Source organism: Roseateles sp. GW821-FHT02E12, from assembly GCF_059421665.1.
Genome location: NZ_JBWKVK010000001.1, coordinates 397,824 through 419,091, shown reverse-complemented (window position 1 = coordinate 419,091; position 21,268 = coordinate 397,824). Strand labels below are relative to the sequence as shown.

Genomic DNA, 21,268 nt, shown 5'->3' with positions numbered 1-21,268 from the left:
CGCGGTGCCGGGCCTTGCCTCCAGGCGTGCGGGTTCACACGCGGCCGCCGACTTCAGCCCACGTAGCCGTGCAGCAGCGCCCTGGCCCAGTCGGGCCGGGCGTTGCGCTCGGCCAGCGCGGCCATCGCGCGGTGGTCGTAGGGCACGGCGTGCTGGCTGCAATGCCAGGCGCCGTCGATCTGTTCAACGACGGCGTAGTTCGCGTCCGGCGTGCCGCGCTCGACGACGTAGCGCTCCGGTTCGTCGTCCACATAGGCCTGCAAGCCGACGCTGCCGGGGTTGACGAGGAACTGGCCGCTGGCCGTGCGCAGGCTGCGCGGCAGGTGGCTGTGGCCGCAGGCGACCAGCCCGCTGCGTTGATCGCCCAGGCGCTCGGCGATCTCGGCGGCGGTGGCCAGGCCCAGCACGCCGTGGCGCGGGGTTTCGAGGAAATGCTCGTCGTCCTGGCGCGGCGTGCCGTGGCACAGGTAGATGTCGGGCGCCCACTGCCACATCGGCTGCAGTGTTCGCAGCCAGTCCAGCTCGGCCGCGCCCAGCGTGGACAGCGCGTAGCCGTCGGACGCGCCGCCCGCATCGGGCCGCCATTCGAGGATCTGGCGCTCGTGGTTGCCGGCCAGCACCGGCCAGCCGGAGGCCATCAGGAACTGCGCCGTCTCGCGCGGCAGCAGCGGGCCGGAGAGGTTGTCGCCCAGGCACAGGATCTGGTCGACGCCGCGGCGGCGGATGTCGGCGGTGACGGCTTCGAGGGCGGGCAGGTTGCCGTGGATGTCGGAGACGAGGGCGAGGCGCATGGCGTCATCCTCCCAGATGCCCGAGGGGCAGTACGCCGCTGGCCTTGACCTCACCGAGCGAGAAGCTGGTGTGGATGTCCTTCACGTTGGGCAGGTTCAAGAGCGTGTCGATGGAGAAGCGCGAGAAGGCGTCCAGGTCGGTGGCCATGACCTGCAGCTCGAAGGTGCCGGTGCCCGAGATGTAGTGGCAGGCGATGACCTCGGGCAGCTGGCGGATGGCGTCTTCCAGCGGCTTGGTGGCCGCACCCGCGCTGCGCTCGGCGTCCAGCCGCACGAAGGCCAGCACGCCCAGGCCGAGCTTGCGGCGGTCGATCTCGGCGCGGTAGCCGGTGATGTAGCCCTGGTCCTCCAGCCACTTGACGCGCCGCCAGGTGGGCGCGGCGGACAGGCCGATGCGCTGGGCCAGCTCGGCGTTGGACAGGCGGGCATCGGCCTGCAGCTCGGCCAGGATGGCGATGTGGTGGCGGTCGAGCGCCTCGGAAGTGGCGTCTTCAGAACTCATGGTTTGCCCTGATCGGCGAAGTGGCGATGCAATTGGAAGCGAATTTTGCGACTTTGAGCAAGAAGCTTGCTGAGCCGGTTGATTTCGAGCGCAATTGAGAAAGCACTGCTCGCGCCCATTTCCCTACACTGATCGGTCCGGCCATACTGGCCCATGGCCCGCGCGCCTGCCTCACAAGGGCTGGCTTCTCGGGTCGCCACTCTGGAGCTCCATCCGATGAACGCCCCGCTGCCTGAACACATCCTGCGCGCGCTGCAAACCGTCTCCCTTGACGACAAATACGCGCTCGATTCCGGCCGTGCCTTCATGAGCGGCGTGCAGGCCCTGGTGCGCCTGCCCATGCTGCAACGCACGCGTGACGCGCTGGCCGGCCTGAACACCGCCGGCTTCATCAGTGGCTACCGCGGCTCGCCGCTGGGCACGTATGACCAGGCGCTGATGGCGGCCAAGAAGCATCTGGCCAAGCAGAACATCGTCTTCCAGCCGGGCGTCAACGAGGAACTCGGCGCGACGGCCGTGTGGGGCACCCAGCAGCTCGACCTCTTCCCCGAGAAGGCCAAGTTCGACGGTGTCTTTGGCCTCTGGTACGGCAAGGGCCCGGGCGTGGACCGCTGCATCGACGTGTTCAAGCACGCCAACATGGCGGGCACGAGCAAGCATGGCGGCGTCATCGCCATCGCCGGCGACGACCACATCGCCAAGAGCTCCACCGCCGCCCACCAGAGCGACCACGTCTTCAAGGCCGTGGGCTTCCCGACCTTCTTCCCCAGCAGCGTGCAGGACATCCTGGACATGGGCCTGCACGCCTTTGCCATGAGCCGCTTCTCGGGCGTGTGGGCGGGCATGAAGACCATCCAGGAGATCGTCGAGAGCTCCAGCTCCGTCAGCGTCGACCCCGACCGCGTCAACATCATCCTGCCGGAAGACTTCCAGATGCCGGCCGGTGGCCTGCACATCCGCTGGCCGGACCCGCCGCTCGAGCAAGAGTCGCGGATGATGAATTACAAGTGGTACGCCGCCCTCGCCTACATCCGCGCGAACAAGCTGAACTACAACGTCATCGAAGGCCAGAACGACCGCTTCGGCATCATCACCAGCGGCAAGGCCTTCAACGACACGCGCCAGGCGCTCAACGACCTGGGCCTGGACGACGACACCTGCCGCCGCATCGGCATCCGCCTGCACAAGGTCAACGTCGTGTGGCCGCTGGAAGCGCAGATCACGCGTGACTTCGCCAAGGGCCTGCAGGAGATCCTGGTCGTCGAAGAGAAGCGCCAGATCATCGAATACCAGGTCAAGGAAGAGCTCTACAACTGGCGCGCCGACGTGCGCCCCAATGTGCTCGGCAAGTTCGACGCCGGTGACGGCGGCGAGGGCGGCGAGTGGAGCGTGCCCAACCCCAGCGACCACTGGCTGCTGCGCCCGCAGGCCGACCTGACGCCGGCCATCATTGCCCGCGCCATCGCCAAGCGCCTGAAGAAGCTCGGTGTGGACGGCGACATCGCGGCCCGCCTGGACGCCCGCCTGGCCATCATCGACGCCAAGGAAAACGCGCTGAAGGCCGAGGAAAAGACCGCCGGTGGTGCCGACCGCACCCCCTGGTTCTGCTCGGGCTGCCCGCACAACACCTCGACGCGCGTGCCCGACGGCTCGCGTGCAGTGGGCGGCATCGGCTGCCACTACATGGTCACGTGGATGCCCGGCCGCAACACGGCCACCTTCACGCAGATGGGCGGCGAGGGCGTGCCCTGGGTCGGCCAGGCGCCCTTCACCGACGAGAAGCACATCTTCTCCAACCTCGGCGACGGCACCTACTTCCACAGCGGCAGCCTGGCCATTCGCCAGAGCATCGCCGCGGGTGTCAACATCACCTACAAGATCCTCTACAACGACGCCGTCGCGATGACCGGCGGCCAGCAGGTCGGCGAGCGCCCTGAAGGCCACACCGTCATCCAGATCATGAACAGCGTGATCTCGGAAGGCGTGAAGAAGCTGGTCATCGTCACCGACGAGCCTTTCAAGTACGAGGGTGTGGCCCTGGCACCGGGCGTGACCGTGCATCACCGCGACGAGCTGGACGAGATCCAGCGCCAGTTCCGCGAGCTTGAAGGCGTCACGGTCATCATCTATGACCAGACCTGCGCCACCGAGAAGCGCCGCCGCCGCAAGCGCGGCAAGCTGGTGGACCCGGCCAAGCGCGTCGTCATCAACGAGCTGGTCTGCGAAGGCTGCGGCGACTGCTCGGTGCAGTCCAACTGCCTGTCCATCGAGCCGCTGGAGACCGATTTCGGCCGCAAGCGCCAGATCAACCAGAACACCTGCAACAAGGACTATTCCTGCGTGAAGGGCTTCTGCCCCAGCTTCGTCACGGTGGAAGGCGGCGAGCTGAAGAAGCCCAAGAAGGAAGCACGCAAGAGCCCCTTCGACGCGGCGCTGCCGCCGCTGGCCATGCCGGTCGTGCCCAACCCTGAAAAGGCCTGGGGCATCGTCGTCGGCGGTGTCGGCGGCACGGGTGTCATCACCATCGGCCAGCTGCTGGGCATGGCCGCCCACCTGGAAGGCAAGGGCGTCATCACCCAGGACGCCGCGGGCCTGGCCCAGAAGGGCGGCGCGACCTGGAGCCACATCCAGATCGCCAACACGCCCGAGGCGATCTTCTGTACCAAGGTGGGTACGGCAGAGGCCGACCTCGTCATTGCCTGCGACGCCATCGTGGCCGCCAACAAGGCCACGCTGGCCGTCATGCGCGAAGGCCGCACCTATGTGGCGCTGAACACGCATGGCTCGCCGACGGCAACTCTCGTCAACGACGCCAACTGGAGCTTCCCCGGCGCCGCCTGCGAGCAGGCCGTGGGCAACGCGGTGGGCCGCGACCATCTCGGTTCCTTCGACGCCGAGGAAGTGGCCGTCAAGCTGGTGGGCGATTCGCTGTACACCAACCCGCTGATGCTGGGCTATGCCTGGCAGCAGGGCCGCATCCCGCTGAGCTACGACGCGCTGATGCGCGCCATCGAACTCAACGGCGTGCAGATCGACAACAACAAGATCGCCTTCGAATGGGGCCGTCGCTGTGCGAGCGATCTGAAGAGCGTGCAGTCGCTGTACGCGGCGCAGCAGGTTATCCAGATGGTCAAGCGCCAGGGTGTCGACGAGATCGTCGCCAAGCGCGTGGAGTTCCTGACCGGCTACCAGAACGCCGCCTATGCGGCCGAGTACAAGGCCTTCGTCGACAAGGTGCGGGCTGCCGAGGCCAAGGTGGGCGGTACGACCAAGCTGACCGAGGCCGTCGCCCGCTACCTGTTCAAGCTGATGGCCTACAAGGACGAGTACGAAGTCGCCCGCCTGCACACCGACGCGTCGTTCATCAACAAGATCGCCAACCAGTTCGAGGGTGACTACAAGCTGGTGCATCACCTCGCGCCGCCGCTGCTGGCCAAGAAGAACAACAAGGGCGAGCTGGTGAAGCGCCCGTTCGGCAGCTGGGTGCGCCCCGCCTTCGGCCTGCTGGCCAAGATGAAGGGCCTGCGCGGCACGGCCTTCGACATCTTTGGCATGACCGAGGAGCGCCGCATGGAGCGCCGCTGGATCGCAGACTACCGTGCCGGTATCGACAAGGCGTTGAGCCGCCTGAGCGCCGACACGCTGCCCACGGCGGTGGACCTGGCCCGCGTGCCCGAGGACATCCGCGGCTACGGCCATGTGAAGGAGCGCCACGAGAAGGCTGCCAAGGCCAAGTGGGACGCGTTGCTGGCAAGCGTCTGAGCAGTGGCGCCCCCCGTGCGGTAGACATGGTGGGGCGGCGACCACTCGCCTAAAGTCGCGGCCATGCGCCGACGTCTTGCCTTGTCTCAGGGTCTGCTGCTCGGTTGGCTGCGGCCCGCGCGGGCCGAGTCGCTGTCGTTGCGCTCGGCCGCCCAAGGAGGCTTCCCTCACAAGTACAACGTGGGCGGCGCGGGGCAGCCGGGCTTCTGCATCGAGTACATCCAGGCGCTGAGCCAGATCGACCCCGGGTTGGGGTTCAGCGGCTTGGACGAGATGCTGCCCACCCTGCGCATCGAGCAGGAGCTGGCAACGGGCCGTGTCGAGGTCTTCTTTGCCATGCAGAAGACACCGGAGCGAGAGGCTATGTTCCGCTTCGCGGACAGCCCGAGGATCTACACCATCCACCACCAGGTCGCCGTGCTTGCTTCAGACGCACAGGCCGATCAGGTACGCAGCTTCGACGAGCTGCGGGCCGCGACCGGCGGCCGCATCGTCCTGGCCACCCGCGGCAGCGGCTACGCCAACTTTCTCAGGGAGCAGGCGGGGCTCAACGTTGACGACGGTGCGACGAGCGTGGACCAGAACCTGCGCAAGCTGATCACGGGCCGCGCCCGGTTTCTCTACGACTCCGAGTTTTCGCTGCGCCGCGCAATACAGGCCAACGGGTTGCAGGCCCAGGTCCGCATCCTGCCCACCATCTTTCGCCGCCAGGATCTGTTGCTGGCCTACGCGCCGGCGTTGCCCGCCGAGCGGCTGGCGCGCGTGCTGGCCGTCATGCGGGCGCTGGAGGCGAGTGGCGGTGCCGCCAAGCTTCGGATGGCCTATGACCTGCGTTGATGGGGTGTGCCTGGCTGCCACGGCGAGCATGAACGCTGGCATTCCCTGAACAAGGCCTGGCCCGGCCTTGCCTAGACTGCGGCCCTTTCAAGGGAGAGACCATGAACAACATCCTGCGCGGCCTGCTCGCCGCTGCCACCTGCCTGTGCCTGAGCCTGAGCCTGTCGACCCAGGCCGCCGACGCACCCGAGAACCCCGCCTGGACCGAGGCCAAGGCCGCGGCCCAGACCGGCCCGACCGACATCGCCATCGCCGGCCAGGCCACGCTGCACCTGCCGGCCGACCGCGTCTTCATCCCCCAGCCCCAGGCCGGCAAGCTGCTGCGCGCCATGGGCAACCCGGGCGAGCACAACGAACTGGCCGGGCTGGTCTTCCCCAAGGGCGAGGGCGAGTGGTTCGCCACGCTGCGCTACATCCCTTCGGGCTATGTGAAGGACGGCGATGCCAAGGAATGGAAGGCCGACGAGCTGCTGGCCAGCTACAAGGAAGGCACCGAGGCCAGCAACGAAGAGCGCAAGAAGATGGGCGCTACGCCGCTGGAGATCACCGGCTGGGCCGAGCCGCCAGCCTATGAAGCGACCCAGCACCGCCTCGTCTGGGCCATGAGCTCCAAGGAAAAGGGCGCGCCCGCCGACGCCAACCTGGGCGTCAACTACAACACCTATGCGCTGGGCCGCGAGGGCTATCTGAGCCTGAACTTCATCACCGACCTGAAGGACCTGCCAGCGCAGAAGCCCGATGCCAAGGCGCTGCTGGGCGCGCTGGAGTTCGACAAGGGCAAGCGCTACGAAGACTTCAACTCGGCCACCGACCACGTCGCGGAGTACGGCCTGGCAGCGTTGGTGGTGGGCGTGGGCGCCAAGAAGCTGGGCCTGCTGGCCGTCGCTTTTGCCTTCATCGCCAAGTTCGCCAAGATCATCCTGCTGGCCGTCGTCGGCGTCGGCGCGGCGTTCACCAAGTTCTTCAAGCGCGACAAACCCAACGGCCCCACCGCCTGATGTTCAAGCTCCTTGCGCTGCTGTTCACGGGCGCCAAATTTGGCAAGCTGTTCGTTACCGGCGGCAGCATGCTGGTCTCGCTGGTCGTCTACGCGTGGATCTATGGCTGGCGCTACGCAGCCGGCTTCATCGTGCTGCTCTTCGTGCACGAGATGGGCCACTTCATCGCGGCGCGCTACAAGGGGCTCAATGTCGGCGCGCCGACCTTCATCCCCTTCGTGGGCGCCTGGGTCGAGTTGAAGGACATGCCGCATGACGCGCAGACCGAGGCCTTCGTCGGCCTGGCGGGCCCGCTGCTCGGCACGGTCGGCGCCACGGTCACCTATCTGATGGCGCGCAGCTGGGGTGCCGACTGGCTGCTGGCCGTGGCCTACAGCGGCTTCTTCCTGAACCTGTTCAACCTGATCCCGATCTCACCCTTCGACGGTGGCCGCATCACCGCCGTGCTGTCGCCGCGCATCTGGCTGCTGGGCGCACCGCTGCTCGTCGCCTTGTTCTTCTGGCGGCCCAGTCCCATGTTGATCCTGATGGCCGTGCTGGCCTGGCCCCAGCTCATAAAGGCCTGGCGCCACCGCGCCGACAGCCCCGAGGCGCTGACCTACTACGCCGTGCCCGCGGCCGTGAAATGGGAGTACGCCACCTACTATCTCGCGCTGGCTGCCTACCTCGCCGTCATGTGCCACGACGTGCACGAGATGCTTGCCGTAGCGCGCGCCTGAGCTTCGCGGCACGCGCAGAGTTGCCGGCCTAGACTGGCTCATGCCTACCCCTTCCGTCGCGCGGTGACGCCGCGCCGAATCTGGCCCGGCCTGCTGCTTGCGGTGCTGGGCGCCATCGGCTTCTCGGGCAAGGCCATCATCGTCAAGCTGGCCTACCGCCACGGCGTCGACGCCGTCACGCTGCTGATGTGGCGCATGCTGCTGGCCCTGCCTTTCTTCCTCGCCATGGCCTGGTGGGCCGGCCGTGGCAAGCCAGCACTGACGCGCCGGGACTGGCGCGACATCGCGGTGCTGGGCTTCACGGGCTACTACCTGGCCAGCTACCTGGACTTTGCCGGCCTGGCCTACATCACGGCGAGCCTGGAGCGGCTCATCCTGTATCTCAACCCGACGCTGCTGCTGCTGCTCTCGGTGGTGTTCTTCCACCACCGGCTGCAGTCCCGCCAGGTGATCGCGATGGCCATCAGCTACGCCGGCGTCGTGGCGGTGTTCGCGCACGAGCTGCGCTTCGACGGCAGCAACACCGCCCTTGGCGCGGCGCTGGTGTTCGGCAGTGCGATCAGCTACGCCGTCTACCTGGCGCTGAGCGGCAAGGTCGTGCAGCGCCTGGGCGCGTTGCGGCTGGCCGGCCTGGCCAGCAGCGTGGCCTGCGCGCTGTGCATCGCGCAGTTCCTGCTGCTCAGGCCGCTGTCGGCCATCGCGGTGCCCGAGCCGGTGCTGTGGCTGTCGCTGCTCAACGCCACGGCCTGCACGGTGGCGCCGGTGCTGATGGTCATGCTGGCCATCGCCCGCATCGGCGCACCGCTGTCGTCGCAGGTGGGCATGGTCGGGCCCATGAGCACGCTGCTGATGGGCTATTTCATCCTCGGCGAGCCGATGAACGGCTGGATCGCGCTGGGGACCGTGCTGGTGCTGGCCGGCGTCTTCCTCGTGGGCCGCAAACCTGCCGCACACTGAACAGGATTGACCCCTCAAGGCCTGTCGTGTTCAAAATCGCTGAACATTGGCGACAAGCTCGATGAACCGAGCCCCCACCAGCGAGGAACACACTGCATGCCCATGACGAGCACCGCCCGCTACACCCCCATCGCCATCGTGCTGCACTGGCTGCTCGCGTTGGCCATCGTCGGCGCCTTCTGCGTGGGCCTGTACATGGCCGACCTGCCGTTCTCGCCGACGCGGCTCAAGCTCTACAACTGGCACAAATGGGCCGGCGTGACGATCCTCACGCTGTCCGCCCTGCGCCTGCTGTGGCGCCTGACGCATCGCCCGCCGGCCGACTTCCCGATGCCCGCCTGGCAGGCGCGTGCGGCGCATGCCACGCACGGCCTGCTCTACGTCGCCTTCTTTGCCGTACCGCTGCTGGGCTGGGCCTACAGCTCCGCGGCCGGCTTCCCCATCGTCTGGTTCGGCGTGCTGCCGCTGCCCGACTTCGTGTCCAAGGACAAGGAGCTCGCCGAGCTCTTGAAGATGCTGCACAAGTTCGCCGCCTACGGCCTGGCCGCGCTGGTGCTGGCCCACGTGGCCGGCGCGCTCAAGCATCAATTCATCGACCGCGACGGCCTGCTGGCCCGCATGTCACTGCGCCGCCCCTGAACGAGAGGATTCCTTCATGACCAAACTGTTCGCTTCCCTGCTGCTCGCCGCGGCCCTGCTGCCGGCCCAGGCCGCCACGCTGCAGCCCGAGAAAAGCGACCTGAGCTTCACCTTCAAGCAGATGGGCGTGCCCGTTGACGGCAAGTTCAAGAAGTTCGAGGCGCAGCTGGACTTCGACGCCAAGAAGCCTGAGGCCGGCAAGATCGCCTTCACGGTGGACCTGGGCAGCGTGTCGTTGGGCGACCCGAGCTTCGACCATGAGCTGGCCGGCACGCCCTGGTTCGACACCAAGCGCAACGGCAAGGCAACGTTTGTATCCACGGGCATGAAGCCGACGGGGCCGTCCAAATACGACGTGGCCGGCAAGCTCACCATCAAAGGTGCCAGCCGTGACGTCGTCGTGCCCATCACCGTGGCCTCCGGCATCGCCAGCGGCAGCGTGGCCATCAAACGTCTCGATTTCAAGATCGGCGACGGCGAATGGGCCGATACATCGGTCGTTGCCAACGACGTGATCATCAAGTTCAAACTCTCTTTCTCTGGCCTCTGAGCCGCACTTTTCACCCCCACCCCCCGGAGCACCTCCCGATGAACAAAGCCCTGCTGATCACCGCCCTGCTTGCCGCCATCGGCGCCGCCCAGGCTGAGCCCGCCACCTACGCCATCGACAAGAACCACACCGCGGTCATCTTCGAGGCCAAGCACTTCGGCACCAGCACGCTGCGCGGCCGCTGGGACAAGAAGGAAGGCACCGTCACGCTGGACAAGGCCGCCAAGACCGGCAAGGTTGAGTTCACCCTCGACATGGCCTCCATCTCCACCGGCTCGCCCCAGTTCGACGGCCACCTGAAGAGCAAGGACTTCTTCGCCGCCGACGAGTTCCCGACGGCCAAGTTCGTCGGCGACAAGTTCACCTTCAACGGCGACAAGGTCACCAGCGTCTCCGGCGAGCTGACGCTGCGCGGCAAGACCAACCCGGTCACGCTGACGGCCACCGGCTTCAACTGCTACGAGAACCCGATGCTCAAGCGCGAGGTGTGCGGCGGTGACTTCGAGGCCACCATCCCGCGCAGCCAGTTCGGCATCACCTACGGCGCGCCGGTCAGCCCGGATGCCGTGCGCCTGCTGATCCAGGTCGAAGCCATCAAGCAGTAAGCAGCCTGCCAAGACCCCTTCGAAGCCCGCCATTGGCGGGCTTTTTACTGGGCGGATGAACAGCGCCCAGGCTGCGATCCGTGAACTATTGCCAGGCCTTTCACACAGGTGTCATCCCAGGCCGCGCGGACTGTCGCGCGCTCCTGCAGTTCGTCCCCCGGGCCGGCCGGCGTGTCGCTTCCGCCCCACGGCGCCCGGACCGCCTGCTTACAGTGGCTCCAACGACGACAAACCGGCCATGAGCACCTCCTTCACTCCCAGCCCCCAGCAAAAGCTCTGGATCGAGCGCTGGCAGCGCTTTGCCACCACGGTGGTGCGCTACTTCCACATCTACGCCGGCTGGCTGGTAGGCATCAGCTGGAAGCGCTTCGTGCTGCTGGCGCTGGCGCTGCTGATCGGCGTCAATGTGCTGAAGAACCTGCCCCCCTTCACCTGGCGCATCAGCGAGCAGATCGAGGACCATGACCACGGCGCCGTGCGCCGCCAGGCCAAGCTGGAAGCCGAGGCCAAGAAGGCCGCTGACCAGGCCCGCAGGGTGGCCGACAAGGCCGCAAAGTCTGGCAAGCAGGACGCTGGCAAGGGCGTCCGCTACGAGGTCAAGATCGACGACCGCGGCGTGCGCATCCAGCCGGTGCGCTCGGCGGCATCGGCCGCCAGCGGCACCGATGGCGAGGACGGCGAGCCCAAGGCCGACGACGCGCCCGCCATCGCCATCGATTTCCCCAAGAGCGCCAAGCCCGAGGACATCCGCGCCGCCATCGAGCAGGCCAAGGAGCAGCTCAGCCAGCTCAAGCAGGAGGCCGAAGAGGTCAAGCAGGCCCAGGAGGCTGCCACGGTGGCCCAGCAGGCGGCGCAGGAAGCGGCCGAGGAAGCCACCAACGCCCAGAGCCGCAAGCGCGTCACCATCGTGCATGCCGGCGACTCCCTGGTCGACCTGGCCATCCTGTGGATCCTGGCCTCGGCCGTCATCAAGGCCATGTACAAGGGCCGCATCCAGGCCGAGGTCAAGGCCGCCCAGGCGGCCGAGAACGCCGAGAGCGAGGCGCTGAAGCGCCAGGTCATCGAGGCCCGCATGGCCGCCATGCAGGCCCAGGTCGAGCCGCACTTCCTGTTCAACACGCTGGCGTCCATCGACCACCTGATCGAGACCGACCCGCCGCGTGCCAGCCAGATGCAGAAGAACCTCATCGCGCTGCTGCGGGCCTCCATGCCCACCATGCGCGAGGCCAATGCCAGCGGCGCCGTGCGCGACCTGGGCCGCGAGCTGGCCGTCATCCGGCCCTACCTCGAGATCCTGAAGGTGCGCATGGAAGAGCGCCTGCAGACCGAGATCGCCGTGCCCGAGGGCCTGCTGTCCGCCGAATTCCCGCCCATGATGATCCAGGGCCTGGTCGAGAACGCCATCAAGCACGGCCTGGAGCCCAAGGCCGAAGGCGGCAGCCTGACCGTCAAGGCCGAGATCGTGCACGGCAAGCTGGCCGTCACGGTGGCCGACACCGGCCTGGGCTTCGGCCGGGCCGCCACCTCCGGCACCGGCGTGGGCCTGGCCAACATCCGCGAGCGCCTGCAACTGCTGCATGGCAGCAAGGCCAGCGTCACCGTCACCGAGAACCAACCCAGTGGCACGATCGTCACGATCACCGTGCCTTATCGCAGCCGCAACGACGAAGGAGTCGCAGCATGAAGACCTTGTTCAAGATCCTGTTCATCGGCACTGCGCTGATGGTCCTGATGGCGATGTTCGGTGGCTTCGCGCTGCTGCACCACCATGGCGGCCCCGACATGCACATCGTGCTGGACGACGGCGAGTTCTTCCTCGGCGGCAGCGACGTCGGTGACTGGCTCGGCGCCACCATTGGCCTGTTCGTCGCGGGGGCGGTGCTGTGCCTCGTCATCCCGCTGGTGCTGCTGCTGGGCGTGGCCCTGCCGCTCTTCATCGTCGCCGCCGTCCTGGGCGTTGGCCTCGTCGCGATGCTGGGTGTCGGTGCGGTCGTCGGCTCGCCGCTGATCCTGCTCGGCCTGCTGCTCTTCGTCGTGCTTCGCAACCGCCGCCGCGCCAACGCCGCCCGCTCGACCCCGGTCTGAGCCAGGGCCTGTCAGCATGGCGGCAATGGGTCGCGAAGGCTCGTCACACCGGGCCAATCAAGGCGCAGCGCTTGCCCGCACTCATGTGCGGGCAAGCGCTGCAACGCGGAGTGGCCCGGTGTGACGGGCCTTCCCGAAGGGTTGTAGCCAAAAGGGCCGCGCGCGGCGTTGCAAATCCTCGCCGGGTGTACAACCCGGCTGCGGTTTGCGCCTTGCTCGCGGACCTTTTGGCTACAACGCGACCCGTTGCCGCCGTGTTGGCAGGCCCTGTAGCATCGTCGGCATGAACACAGCAGCACCCATCCGCGCCGTTCTGGCCGACGACGAACGACTGATGCGCGAACAGCTGCGCAGCCGCCTCACCGAGGTCTGGCCCGAGCTGGAGATCGTGGCCGAGGCCAAGAACGGCCTCGAAGCTGTCGAGCTGACCCGGGAGCACAAGCCCGACCTGGTCTTCCTCGACATCCGCATGCCGGGCCTGACGGGCGTCGACGCCGCCCGCCAGATCGCCCAGCTGCCCGAGGACGACGACTGGCTGGTGCCCGAGATCGTCTTCATCACCGCCTACGACCAGTACGCCGTCGAGGCCTTCGAGCAGGGCGTGGCCGACTATGTGCTGAAGCCGGCCGAGCGCGAGCGCCTGCAGCTCACCGTGGCGCGCATCAAGAAGCGCCTGGCCCAGCGCGAAGGCAGCGAGACGGTCGAGACCTCCTCCGCGCCGCTGCAGCAGCTGCTGCACAAGCTGTCCTCCCAGGTCAGCGGCGGCGGCACCAAGCCCAGTTATCTGCAGTGGATTCAGGCGACGGTTGGCCAGGCCATCCAGATGATCCCGGTCGACGACGTGCTGTTCTTCATCAGCGACGAGAAGTACACCCGCGTGCAGACGGCCAAGGTCGAGGCGCTGATCCGCAAGCCCATCAAGGAGCTGGTGGACGAGCTGGACCCGCAGGTGTTCTGGCAGGTGCATCGCTCGACGCTCGTCAACGCCCGCGCCATCGACGGCATCACGCGCGACTTCCGTGGCCGCCAGCTGGTGGGCGTGAAGGGCCTGACCGAGAAGCTGGAAGTCAGCCGCAGCTACACGCACCTGTTCAAGGGCATGTGAGCGCAGCGGCCGCTGGCCGCAGCTCATCGCGCCCAGATGCGTGGTGTTGATCAGAACCCGTAGCTCGTCGGCCCGCGGCAACGCGCGGGCTCCGGGCTTCCTAGCATGGGGCTCACCATCAACACCCACTGAGGAGAGCCCGCGATGAAAGTCACTCGAACCCTGGGCCTGTTCATCTGCAGCCTGATGCTTGCGGCATCGGCGGCGGTGCAGGCGCAAGCCACCGACAAGCCGCCGGCCAAGGTCATGCTGCTGGGCTTGTTCCACTTCGACAACCCGGGCCTGGACGCCGTCAAGTACACGCCGCGCGACGTGATGCAGCCGGCGGAGCAGGCCTATCTGGTGGGTTTGTCGGAGCGCCTGGCCCGCTTTGCGCCCACCAAGATCCTGCTGGAGTACCCCGCCAAGAACGACGCGGTCATCAACCAGCGCTACGCCGACTACCTGGCCGGCAAGTTCGAGCTGCGCAAGAACGAGATCTACCAGATCGGCTTCCGCGTCGCCAAGCTCACGGGCCACACGCGCGTTCATGGCTTCGACGTGCACGTGCCTGGCGAGGTTGCGCTTTGGGGCTATCTGTCCAAGGCACCGGAGGCCGAGCGCAAGATGATGGCGCTGATCGCCACCGAGTCCCAGCGGCTGAACGAGATGCACCGCACGCTGAGCCTGAAGGACATCCTCAGGCAGAGCAATTCGACGCCTGAGGACCTGCGCAACAAGGGCTTCTACATGCTGCTCAACGACGTTGCCGCCGAGGAAGGCCTCTTCCACGGCGCCGATGCGTCGGCGGACTGGTGGCACCGCAACATGCGCATGTACGCCCTGGTGCAGACGCAGGCCCAGCCGGGTGAGCGCGTGCTGGTGATCGCCGGCTCCGGGCACACGGCCATCCTGCGTGACCTGCTGCGGGCCGATGCCGCCCGCGTGGCCGAGGACGTGGTGCCCTTGTTCTGAGCGCCTGAATCAGGCCTGGCGGGCCTGGACCTGCTTCTCCACGAAGGACTCCAGCGTCGTCAGGCGCACGCCGTGGTCTCGCTCCAGCGCCGCGGCGCCGTCGAAGCGTTCGCTGAAGGCCGTGTCAGGCAGGCTCATCAGGTGCATCACGCGCGCCATGCCAGGGTGCAGTGGCCGCATCAGCACCGACAGCACGCGCGCTGCGCCGGCCGGGATGCTGGACACGCGTTCGGGAACGCCCGCCAGCCGCGCATACAAGGCTGTGACCTGGCGGTTGCTGTAGTGGCCCGGCCCACCGATTTCCAGTTGCCGGAAGGGCAGTGGGTCCTCCATCAGCGCGCGCACGGCGAACACCGCCACATCCTCGGCGCAGACGAAGTTGCGCGGCTTGGTGCCAGTGCCGATGAGCTGCGCCTTGCCCTTGTCGAGCAGGCCACGGCCGTTGAAGTTGTGCGCGTGATGTTCCATGAAGGCCGTGGGGCGCAGCACGGCATGCTCCATGCCGCTGGCGGCCAGCGCCTGTTCGATGGCGTGCTTGGTGCGGAAGAAGTCGACCGGATGCTGTGGGCCGGCGCCGGCTGCGGAGGTGTAGACGAAGCGCTGGACGCCGGCGGACTGCGCCGCCCGGATCAGGGCCCGGTGGCCGAGGTCATCGACCTGCTCTGAGCGCCAGCGGCCGCGCCCCAGCAGCCCGTGCGCGCAGGCCAGCACGCATTGCATGCCCTCGCAGGCTCGTGCCAGCGAGGCCTCATCGGTCAGGTCCGCCGCCACGACGCTGGCGCCCAGCGCTTGCAGGTCTGCGGCTTCAGCGGGGTGGCGGCAGGCCGCCCGCACATCCACGCCGCGCTCGCGCAGCAGCCTGACCACCGGGCGACCCAGGGCGCCGGTGGCACCCACGACAAGGATCCGCTTCATCGGCCGCCCTCCTGCGAGGGCGATTCTGGCCGGCTTTACTTCTCGACGAAAGCCCGCTCGATGACGTAGTCGCCCGGTGTCGTCGTGCTGCCTTCCTTGAACTTGCGGATCTCCAGCATCTCCTGCATGTCCTTCAGCAGCGCCGGGCTGCCGCACAGCATGATGCGGTCGGTCTCGGGGTCCAGCGGCGGCAGGCCCAGGTCGGCCTGCAGCTTGCCGGTCTGGATCAGGTCGGTGATGCGGCCCGTGTTCTTGTAGGGCTCGCGCGTGACCGTCGGGTAGTACAGCAACTGCTCGCTGGCCAGCTCACCCAGGAACTCGTGCACGTGCAGGTCGTGGGCCAGGTGGTCGTGATAGGCCAGCTCGTTCACATGGCGCACGCCGTGCACGATGATGACCTTCTCGAAGCGCTCATAGGTCTCTGGGTCACGCACGACGCTGATGAAGGGCGCCAGGCCCGTGCCGCTGCCCAGCAGGTAGAGGTTCTTGCCCGGCAGCAGGTAGTCGATCAGCAGCGTGCCCGTGGGCTTGCGGCCGACGACGATCTTGTCGCCCGGCTTGATGTGCTGCAGCTTCGAGGTGAGCGGGCCGTCCGGCACCTTGATGCTGAGGAACTCCAGGTTCTCTTCGTAGTTGGCGCTGACGATGCTGTAGGCGCGCAGCAGCGGTTTCCCGTTCTCGCCCTTCAGGCCGATCATCGTGAAATGGCCATTGGAAAAACGCAGGGCCTGGTCACGCGTCGTCGTGAAGCTGAACAGGCGGTCGGTCCAGTGATGGACGGTGAGGACGGTCTCTTCGTGGAAGGCACTCATGGGCGTTGATCTGGACGGGGTTAACCCCTGGATTTTCACCGGGAAGTGATATGCGTGCGTCGCATAAGGGTCAACGCGTCGTTTCGATGCGCAGAAGCCTGGCCCCGGCGCCCTCGCTGCACACCTTGTCCCCGGGGTTGTAGAGCGCACAGGCCTTCAGCGACAGGCAGCCGCAGCCGATGCAGCCCGTCAGCCGCTCGCGCAGCTGCTGCAGGGCCGCGATACGCGCATCCAGCAGCGGCGCCCAGCTGGCGGAAAGCCGCGTCCAGTCGGCCTTGGTGGGCGTTCGGCCATCGGGCAGCGTGGCCAGCGCGGCCTTGATCTGCGGCAGCGTCAGCCCCACCGTCTGCGCTGCGCGGATGAAGGCGACGCGGCGCAGCACGTGGCGTGGGTACTGCCGATGGCCGCCGGCGCTGCGGCTGCCGGCGAGCAGCCCCTCGGCTTCGTAAAACCGCAAGGCACTCGTCGCGATGCCGGCCCGCTGGGCCAGCTGGCCGATCGTCAGCGGTGCCGTCGGCTTCGATTCAGTGCTTGACTTCAAGTTAGCTTCAACTTCGAGCATGGCGCCATATTCCCACAGACGAGGCCTTCCATGCTGATGAAAACCGCCACCCCGGCGCCGGCGACGATTGCACAGCTCCACCACCTGCTCGACGCCGGCCAGGCGCTGTCCGCCACCTACCGCGGCCAGCTGAGCAACCACCTGCCCATGGCGCAGCAGGCGCTGCTGGAGCTGGGGGCGTCGGCCGCGCGGCTGCAGGCCTGGACCGAGGCGCACGAGGCCCTGCTGGAGCCGCGCAGCGCCGCCCGGCCGGGGCGCATCGTCATCGAGCGCGACCTGGGCAGGCCCGACAGCGACGCCGCCTGGCGCGCGCATTTCGCAGCCCGCATCGCCGAGCTCGGCTCTGCCGGTGCCGTGCGGGAGGCCCTGGCGCTGCTGCTACCCGGTGCCGGCGCCATCGCGTTCCACGGCGTGATCCGCACGGGCCATGCCGTGCTGGCCGGCCACGACGGCGAATTGGCGGCGGGCCTGGCGCATTGGGCGTCCCACTTCATGCCGCTGCCGACGGCGGACGACGGCCCGCCGCTGGAGCTGGCCGGCTGGCTGCGCGCGCTGACGGCGCTGCCGCGCCCGGCCTACCCGGCCGGCAGCTTCATCGCCGGCCGCATGCAGGCCTGGGGAGATTCCCCGGGCTTCGCCGCCGTCGCCGGGCGCCTGCGCCACGGGCCGGACACGCTGCGCGACCTGGCCCTGTTCGCCGCCCGCACCTACGCCGCCACTGGCAACTTCACCGTGCTGCACCTGCTGACGGCCAGCCACGCTGTCGCCCTGCTGGAGCCCTGGTGGCCTGCGCAGGAATTGGCCCGCGGCTTCAGCGTCGCCGCCGCGGCCGGCCTGCTCGCCAGCGGCGCCGAACCCGCGCTGATGCTGGACCGCCTGCCCAGCCGGCCCTGGCCCGCGCTGATCTCTGCCGCCTGCGAGCAGGACGACGCCCACGTCATCAAGCTCACCCACGCGGCCTGGCGCCTCGGCCGGCGCTGGCCCGACCCGGCATGGCGTCGGGCCGTCGAGCGTGCAATTCCATTTTGATGGAAAACAAATTCCATTAAACTGGATGAATGGACATCACACAACGCATCGGCCGCCGCCTGCATGAACTGCGTTCGGCCGCCGGCCTGTCGCTGGACGCGCTGGCGCAGAAGAGCGGCGTCAGCCGTTCCAACATCTCGCTGATCGAGCGCGGCCAGAGCAGCCCGACGGCCGTGGTGCTGGACAAGCTCTCCTCGGCACTGGGTGTCAGCGTCGCGTCGATGTTCGAGGCCGGCCCGGCGCCAGCAGCACCCTCGCCGCTGGCCCGCGTGGCCGACCAGCCCGTCTGGGACGACCCGGCCTCCGGCTACCGCCGCCGCAACGTGTCGCCCGCTGGCGTGTCGCCGCTGCAACTCGTGGACGTCGTCTTCCCCGCCGGCCAGCGCGTGTCCTTCGAGACCTCGGAGCGCGACGCCGACATCCACCAGCTCGTCTGGATGATCGACGGCGTCATGGAGATCGGCCACGGTGCCGACCAGTGGCAGCTGAGCCCCGGCGACTGCCTGGCGATGCGGCTGGATGCGCCCATCCGGTTCCACAACCCCGGCGCCAAGCCGGCCCGCTACCTCGTCGCGCTCACGGGAGCACGGCCATGAACATCCGCGAGCTCGACGGCGCCGAGGCCTTGGCGCGCGTGGACGAACTGGCCGAGGTGCTGCGCGACTGCGTCGAGGGCGGCGCGTCGGTGGGCTTCATGCTGCCGCTGGCCGAAGGCCGGCCTGAGGTCTTTTGGCGCAAGGTTGCTGCTGGCGTCTCGGTCGGCGAGCGGCATCTCTTCGTCGCCGAGGACGAGGCCGGCCGCATCTGTGGCACGTTGTCTCTCGTCGTCGACATGCCGGACAACCAGCCCCACCGCGCCGACGTCAGCAAGATGCTTGTTCACCGCCGCATGCGCCGCCAGGGCGTGGCCGAGCGGCTGCTGCGGGCGCTGGAGGCGAGGGCGCGGGAGCTGGGCAAGACGACGCTGGTGCTGGACACCGTCACGGGCAGCGATGCGTCACGGGTCTATGAGAGGACGGGCTGGCAGAAGGCCGGGGATATTCCGAACTATGCGTTGATGCCCGACGGGCCTTTCTGTTCAACGACTTACTACTTCAGGACGCTCTGAAGCCAATCCCCCGCCGCTCCCTCACCTCCGGCTTCGCCCGATGCTCCGCCTCCAGCTGAGCCAGGAACTCATCTGGCGTGAAGGCTTCGCCGAGGATCTCGACCTGGTTCCTCACCGCCGCGAAGTCGCCATGCGTCAGGCAGTCCATGGCCACCAGCCGTGAGCGCTGCTCGTCGGTGGGCGCAGCGCCCGCTTCACGCTCGAACATCGCCACGCGCTGCTCGGGCTTCAATGCCTTGAAGCGGATCTTGAACGCGAAGCGCCGCAGCGCCGCCTCGTCCAGGTCGTCGAAGAGATTGGTCGTGCAGATGAAGAGGCCGCTGAAGCGTTCCATGCCGGCCAGCATCTCGTTGACCTCCGACACCTCATAGTTGCGCTCCGCATGCTTGCGGCTGCGCAGGAAGCTGTCGGCTTCGTCCAGCAGCAGCACGGCGCCTTCGGTCTGCGCCATCTCAAACATCCGCGCCATGTTCTGCTCGGTCTCGCCGACGAACTTGCTGGCGATGTCGCTGGCGCGCTTCACCATCAGCGGCCGGCCCAGCGCCTGGGCGATGTGCTCGGCCAGGGCCGTCTTGCCGCTGCCCGGCGGGCCGTAGAAGCACAGCTGGCCCGCGCCCTTGCGGCGCAGCGCCTCGACGATGCGCGGGATCTCGAAGCGGCTTTCGCAGTTCAGCAGGTCCAGCGCATAGCTCGTCACGCACGGGCGGGCGATGCTGTTGCCATCGTCGCGGCCCAGCGCCTTGTCGGCGTTCTGCAGTTGGCGCTCGATGAGCTTCTCGGCGTCGTCGGCAGCACCGGCCAGCTGGGCGAAGCGCACTGCGGTGCGGATCTGCGCCGGTGTCAGCCCGGGGCGTTCGGCCAGCTTGGCGACAAAGCCTTCGCTGACGGCCACTTCGCCCAGCGCCTTGGCCACCAAGCCCTTGCGCGCGCCCGGCGGCGGCGACTTCAGCTCCAGGTGGTACTGGAAGCGGCGGCGAAAGGCGGGGTCGATCTGCTCGATGCGGTTGGTCACCCAGATGACGGGCACCGGGTTGGTCTCCAAGATCTGGTTGACCCAGGCCTTGCCGCTGACCGAATTGCCCGCGCCGCCGTCCACGCTGGCGTCCAGCCGGCTCAGCAGCGAGGCGGTGTCGCTGGACAGCGGCGGGAAGACGTCCTCGACCTCGTCGAACAGCAGGGCGACGTTGGCACTGGCCTTCAGGAAGACCTGGCTGATCTGCAGCGAGCGGTAGCGGTCGCGCCCGGACAGCGAATTGCCGTCGCGGTCGGCGTACTCCACCTCGTAAAGGTCCAGGCCCGCGGCCGTGGCGGCCACCTTGGCCAGCTCGGTCTTGCCCGTGCCCGGCGGGCCGTAGAGCAGCACGTTGACGCCGGCCGTGTGCGTGGCGACGGCCTGGCGCAGCAGGCCCTGCAGCAGGCCCAGGTCCTCGGCCACGAAATGGAAGTCCTGCATGCCCAGCGTGCTGAGCGTGGCCGGCCGTGTGAACACGGCCATCAGGTCGTGCGGGCCCTGGTACTCGCGCATCAGCACCGGGGGCAGTTGGTCGCTGACCTTCATCAGGTCGGCGAGGTCGGTGATGTTGTGTTCGGAGATCAGGTTCTCGACCATGCCGATGCGCTCGAGTCGCGAACCCGCGCGCAGCGCCTCGGCCACCTCGCGCTCGTCGACACCCGCGACCGCGGCGATGGCGGCAAAGGCCTCCTGGGCCGTGTTGACCTTGAACTCCACCAGTGCCCCGCGCAGCTCGCGCTGGTAGCGGGCCAGCGTGCCGTAGAGCAGGATGGCGCGCTCGGCGGGGTTTAGCTGCAGCAGCGTGCCCAAAGCGGCGATGTTCTTCTCGACCAGCGTCGACTCGCGCTTGAGCTGGCGGTCCAGGTGCTCGCAGGTGGTGGCGAGCAAAGCCATCATGTCCTTGGGCGCGTCCTTGACGTATTCGTCGAGGTAGAAGAACAGCGTGCCTTCGGAGAAGGGGCCGCTCCATTGGCCGAAGCGGTCGAGGAAGGCCTCGTCGCCCAAGCCCTCGTGGCCGCGCCACAGCTCGTTGCCGGCGCAGCGCTGCCCCAGATAGCCGCGCAGCCTCTGCAGCACCCGAGTGGGCCAGACGAGGTGGCGGCCCGTGAAGGACAGCAGGCCGTTGAAATCGCGCCGCAGGTTGAAGCGGCCGGCGTGCCTGACGGTCAGCGTCAGCACGAACTGCGAGCACATGCGGTCCAGCACCGGGGCGCTGTCCAGGCCGGGCGAGGGCAGCACCCGGGTCGATGCCCGGGAGGCTGTCTCTGCGGCGGCTCGCTTCACCATCGATGGACTCCTTGCGCGGCTTTCGGCAGCCAGCGCGAA

21 protein-coding genes are annotated in these 21,268 nt (G+C 67.9%); 15 read left to right on the top strand and 6 right to left on the bottom strand.

The window, feature by feature from the left end; genetic code table 11:
- Nucleotides 1-53: 53 nt before the first annotated feature.
- Both AC07V5_RS01940 and AC07V5_RS01935 read right to left on the bottom strand, forming a co-directional pair.
- Nucleotides 54-791 carry a metallophosphoesterase family protein gene (locus AC07V5_RS01940; protein WP_495113787.1) on the bottom strand — a complete coding sequence of 246 codons (738 nt, stop codon included), beginning with the start codon at nucleotides 789-791 and terminating at the stop codon, nucleotides 54-56.
- Between the two features lie 4 nt (nucleotides 792-795).
- The gene (locus AC07V5_RS01935; RefSeq protein WP_495113786.1) at nucleotides 796-1,293 is read right to left on the bottom strand and encodes an Lrp/AsnC family transcriptional regulator; all 498 of its coding nucleotides are present in this window, start codon (nucleotides 1,291-1,293) and stop codon (nucleotides 796-798) included.
- A 216-nt stretch (nucleotides 1,294-1,509) separates the two neighbouring features.
- Between AC07V5_RS01935 and AC07V5_RS01930 the strand changes: the two genes are divergently transcribed.
- From AC07V5_RS01930 to AC07V5_RS01875, 12 genes are all read left to right on the top strand, one after another.
- On the top strand, nucleotides 1,510-5,055 hold the full coding sequence (locus tag AC07V5_RS01930; RefSeq protein WP_495113785.1) for an indolepyruvate ferredoxin oxidoreductase family protein: 3,546 nt from the start codon (nucleotides 1,510-1,512) through the stop codon (nucleotides 5,053-5,055).
- 63 nt (nucleotides 5,056-5,118) lie between these two features.
- The gene (locus tag AC07V5_RS01925; protein WP_495113784.1) at nucleotides 5,119-5,892 is read left to right on the top strand and encodes a substrate-binding periplasmic protein; all 774 of its coding nucleotides are present in this window, start codon (nucleotides 5,119-5,121) and stop codon (nucleotides 5,890-5,892) included.
- A 101-nt stretch (nucleotides 5,893-5,993) separates the two neighbouring features.
- Entirely contained in the window at nucleotides 5,994-6,890 is an 897-nt protein-coding gene (locus AC07V5_RS01920; protein ID WP_495113783.1) for a DUF2167 domain-containing protein, read from the top strand.
- Nucleotides 6,890-7,609 (top strand): site-2 protease family protein, encoded by a 720-nt coding sequence (locus tag AC07V5_RS01915; RefSeq protein WP_495113782.1) that lies wholly within the window; start codon nucleotides 6,890-6,892, stop codon nucleotides 7,607-7,609. Before AC07V5_RS01920 ends, AC07V5_RS01915 begins: the two co-directional genes overlap by 1 nt.
- Before the next feature lie 63 nt (nucleotides 7,610-7,672).
- Nucleotides 7,673-8,566 (top strand): DMT family transporter, encoded by an 894-nt coding sequence (locus AC07V5_RS01910; RefSeq protein ID WP_495113781.1) that lies wholly within the window; start codon nucleotides 7,673-7,675, stop codon nucleotides 8,564-8,566.
- A 102-nt stretch (nucleotides 8,567-8,668) separates the two neighbouring features.
- On the top strand, nucleotides 8,669-9,205 hold the full coding sequence (locus AC07V5_RS01905; protein ID WP_495115649.1) for a cytochrome b: 537 nt from the start codon (nucleotides 8,669-8,671) through the stop codon (nucleotides 9,203-9,205).
- Between the two features lie 16 nt (nucleotides 9,206-9,221).
- Entirely contained in the window at nucleotides 9,222-9,755 is a 534-nt protein-coding gene (locus AC07V5_RS01900) for a YceI family protein (protein ID WP_495113780.1), read from the top strand.
- Between the two features lie 38 nt (nucleotides 9,756-9,793).
- Nucleotides 9,794-10,360 (top strand): YceI family protein, encoded by a 567-nt coding sequence (locus tag AC07V5_RS01895; RefSeq protein ID WP_495113779.1) that lies wholly within the window; start codon nucleotides 9,794-9,796, stop codon nucleotides 10,358-10,360.
- 238 nt (nucleotides 10,361-10,598) lie between these two features.
- Nucleotides 10,599-12,044: a sensor histidine kinase gene (locus AC07V5_RS01890; protein ID WP_495113778.1), complete on the top strand. Its 1,446-nt coding sequence runs from the start codon at nucleotides 10,599-10,601 to the stop codon at nucleotides 12,042-12,044.
- Entirely contained in the window at nucleotides 12,041-12,445 is a 405-nt protein-coding gene (locus AC07V5_RS01885; protein WP_495113777.1) for a hypothetical protein, read from the top strand. The genes AC07V5_RS01890 and AC07V5_RS01885 overlap by 4 nt, the downstream gene beginning before the upstream one ends.
- A gap of 283 nt (nucleotides 12,446-12,728) precedes the next feature.
- Entirely contained in the window at nucleotides 12,729-13,550 is an 822-nt protein-coding gene (locus tag AC07V5_RS01880; protein ID WP_495113776.1) for a LytR/AlgR family response regulator transcription factor, read from the top strand.
- A gap of 144 nt (nucleotides 13,551-13,694) precedes the next feature.
- Nucleotides 13,695-14,504, top strand: coding sequence for a DUF5694 domain-containing protein (locus AC07V5_RS01875; RefSeq protein ID WP_495113775.1), 810 nt, complete (start codon nucleotides 13,695-13,697; stop codon nucleotides 14,502-14,504).
- A gap of 9 nt (nucleotides 14,505-14,513) precedes the next feature.
- Here the strand turns inward: AC07V5_RS01875 and AC07V5_RS01870 are convergent, their stop codons facing one another.
- From AC07V5_RS01870 to soxR, 3 genes are all read right to left on the bottom strand, one after another.
- The gene (locus AC07V5_RS01870) at nucleotides 14,514-15,419 is read right to left on the bottom strand and encodes an SDR family oxidoreductase (RefSeq protein WP_495113774.1); all 906 of its coding nucleotides are present in this window, start codon (nucleotides 15,417-15,419) and stop codon (nucleotides 14,514-14,516) included.
- Between the two features lie 35 nt (nucleotides 15,420-15,454).
- On the bottom strand, nucleotides 15,455-16,231 hold the full coding sequence (locus AC07V5_RS01865; RefSeq protein ID WP_495113773.1) for a ferredoxin--NADP reductase: 777 nt from the start codon (nucleotides 16,229-16,231) through the stop codon (nucleotides 15,455-15,457).
- 70 nt (nucleotides 16,232-16,301) lie between these two features.
- A complete protein-coding gene (soxR, locus tag AC07V5_RS01860; RefSeq protein WP_495113772.1) occupies nucleotides 16,302-16,793 on the bottom strand; it encodes a redox-sensitive transcriptional activator SoxR in 492 nt (163 codons plus the stop codon).
- A 30-nt stretch (nucleotides 16,794-16,823) separates the two neighbouring features.
- Between soxR and AC07V5_RS01855 the strand changes: the two genes are divergently transcribed.
- The 3 genes from AC07V5_RS01855 to AC07V5_RS01845 are packed head-to-tail and all read left to right on the top strand — an operon-like array spanning nucleotide 16,824 to nucleotide 18,930.
- Nucleotides 16,824-17,822, top strand: coding sequence for a questin oxidase family protein (locus tag AC07V5_RS01855; RefSeq protein ID WP_495113771.1), 999 nt, complete (start codon nucleotides 16,824-16,826; stop codon nucleotides 17,820-17,822).
- 29 nt (nucleotides 17,823-17,851) lie between these two features.
- Nucleotides 17,852-18,418: a helix-turn-helix domain-containing protein gene (locus tag AC07V5_RS01850; protein WP_495113770.1), complete on the top strand. Its 567-nt coding sequence runs from the start codon at nucleotides 17,852-17,854 to the stop codon at nucleotides 18,416-18,418.
- Complete coding sequence (locus AC07V5_RS01845) at nucleotides 18,415-18,930, top strand: GNAT family N-acetyltransferase (protein WP_495113769.1); 516 nt, start codon at nucleotides 18,415-18,417, stop codon at nucleotides 18,928-18,930. Before AC07V5_RS01850 ends, AC07V5_RS01845 begins: the two co-directional genes overlap by 4 nt.
- On the opposite strand, the gene AC07V5_RS01840 is transcribed toward AC07V5_RS01845, so the two are convergent.
- Entirely contained in the window at nucleotides 18,917-21,229 is a 2,313-nt protein-coding gene (locus tag AC07V5_RS01840; RefSeq protein ID WP_495113768.1) for an ATP-binding protein, read from the bottom strand. The genes AC07V5_RS01845 and AC07V5_RS01840 overlap by 14 nt on opposite strands.
- Nucleotides 21,230-21,268 lie beyond the last annotated feature (39 nt).

Bases quoted from the DNA above. Each gene is read 5' to 3' on its own strand.
- AC07V5_RS01865 (WP_495113773.1), bottom strand. From the start codon at position 16,231: ATGAGTGCCTTCCACGAAGAGACCGTCCTCACCGTCCATCACTGGACC.
- soxR (WP_495113772.1), bottom strand. From the start codon at position 16,793: ATGCTCGAAGTTGAAGCTAACTTGAAGTCAAGCACTGAATCGAAGCCG.
- AC07V5_RS01855 (WP_495113771.1), top strand. From the start codon at position 16,824: ATGCTGATGAAAACCGCCACCCCGGCGCCGGCGACGATTGCACAGCTC.
- AC07V5_RS01930 (WP_495113785.1), top strand. From the start codon at position 1,510: ATGAACGCCCCGCTGCCTGAACACATCCTGCGCGCGCTGCAAACCGTC.
- AC07V5_RS01885 (WP_495113777.1), top strand. From the start codon at position 12,041: ATGAAGACCTTGTTCAAGATCCTGTTCATCGGCACTGCGCTGATGGTC.
- AC07V5_RS01900 (WP_495113780.1), top strand. From the start codon at position 9,222: ATGACCAAACTGTTCGCTTCCCTGCTGCTCGCCGCGGCCCTGCTGCCG.
- AC07V5_RS01935 (WP_495113786.1), bottom strand. From the start codon at position 1,293: ATGAGTTCTGAAGACGCCACTTCCGAGGCGCTCGACCGCCACCACATC.
- AC07V5_RS01920 (WP_495113783.1), top strand. From the start codon at position 5,994: ATGAACAACATCCTGCGCGGCCTGCTCGCCGCTGCCACCTGCCTGTGC.
- AC07V5_RS01850 (WP_495113770.1), top strand. From the start codon at position 17,852: ATGGACATCACACAACGCATCGGCCGCCGCCTGCATGAACTGCGTTCG.
- AC07V5_RS01895 (WP_495113779.1), top strand. From the start codon at position 9,794: ATGAACAAAGCCCTGCTGATCACCGCCCTGCTTGCCGCCATCGGCGCC.
- AC07V5_RS01880 (WP_495113776.1), top strand. From the start codon at position 12,729: ATGAACACAGCAGCACCCATCCGCGCCGTTCTGGCCGACGACGAACGA.
- AC07V5_RS01870 (WP_495113774.1), bottom strand. From the start codon at position 15,419: ATGAAGCGGATCCTTGTCGTGGGTGCCACCGGCGCCCTGGGTCGCCCG.
- AC07V5_RS01840 (WP_495113768.1), bottom strand. From the start codon at position 21,229: ATGGTGAAGCGAGCCGCCGCAGAGACAGCCTCCCGGGCATCGACCCGG.
- AC07V5_RS01915 (WP_495113782.1), top strand. From the start codon at position 6,890: ATGTTCAAGCTCCTTGCGCTGCTGTTCACGGGCGCCAAATTTGGCAAG.
- AC07V5_RS01890 (WP_495113778.1), top strand. From the start codon at position 10,599: ATGAGCACCTCCTTCACTCCCAGCCCCCAGCAAAAGCTCTGGATCGAG.
- AC07V5_RS01940 (WP_495113787.1), bottom strand. From the start codon at position 791: ATGCGCCTCGCCCTCGTCTCCGACATCCACGGCAACCTGCCCGCCCTC.
- AC07V5_RS01875 (WP_495113775.1), top strand. From the start codon at position 13,695: ATGAAAGTCACTCGAACCCTGGGCCTGTTCATCTGCAGCCTGATGCTT.
- AC07V5_RS01845 (WP_495113769.1), top strand. From the start codon at position 18,415: ATGAACATCCGCGAGCTCGACGGCGCCGAGGCCTTGGCGCGCGTGGAC.
- AC07V5_RS01905 (WP_495115649.1), top strand. From the start codon at position 8,669: ATGACGAGCACCGCCCGCTACACCCCCATCGCCATCGTGCTGCACTGG.
- AC07V5_RS01925 (WP_495113784.1), top strand. From the start codon at position 5,119: ATGCGCCGACGTCTTGCCTTGTCTCAGGGTCTGCTGCTCGGTTGGCTG.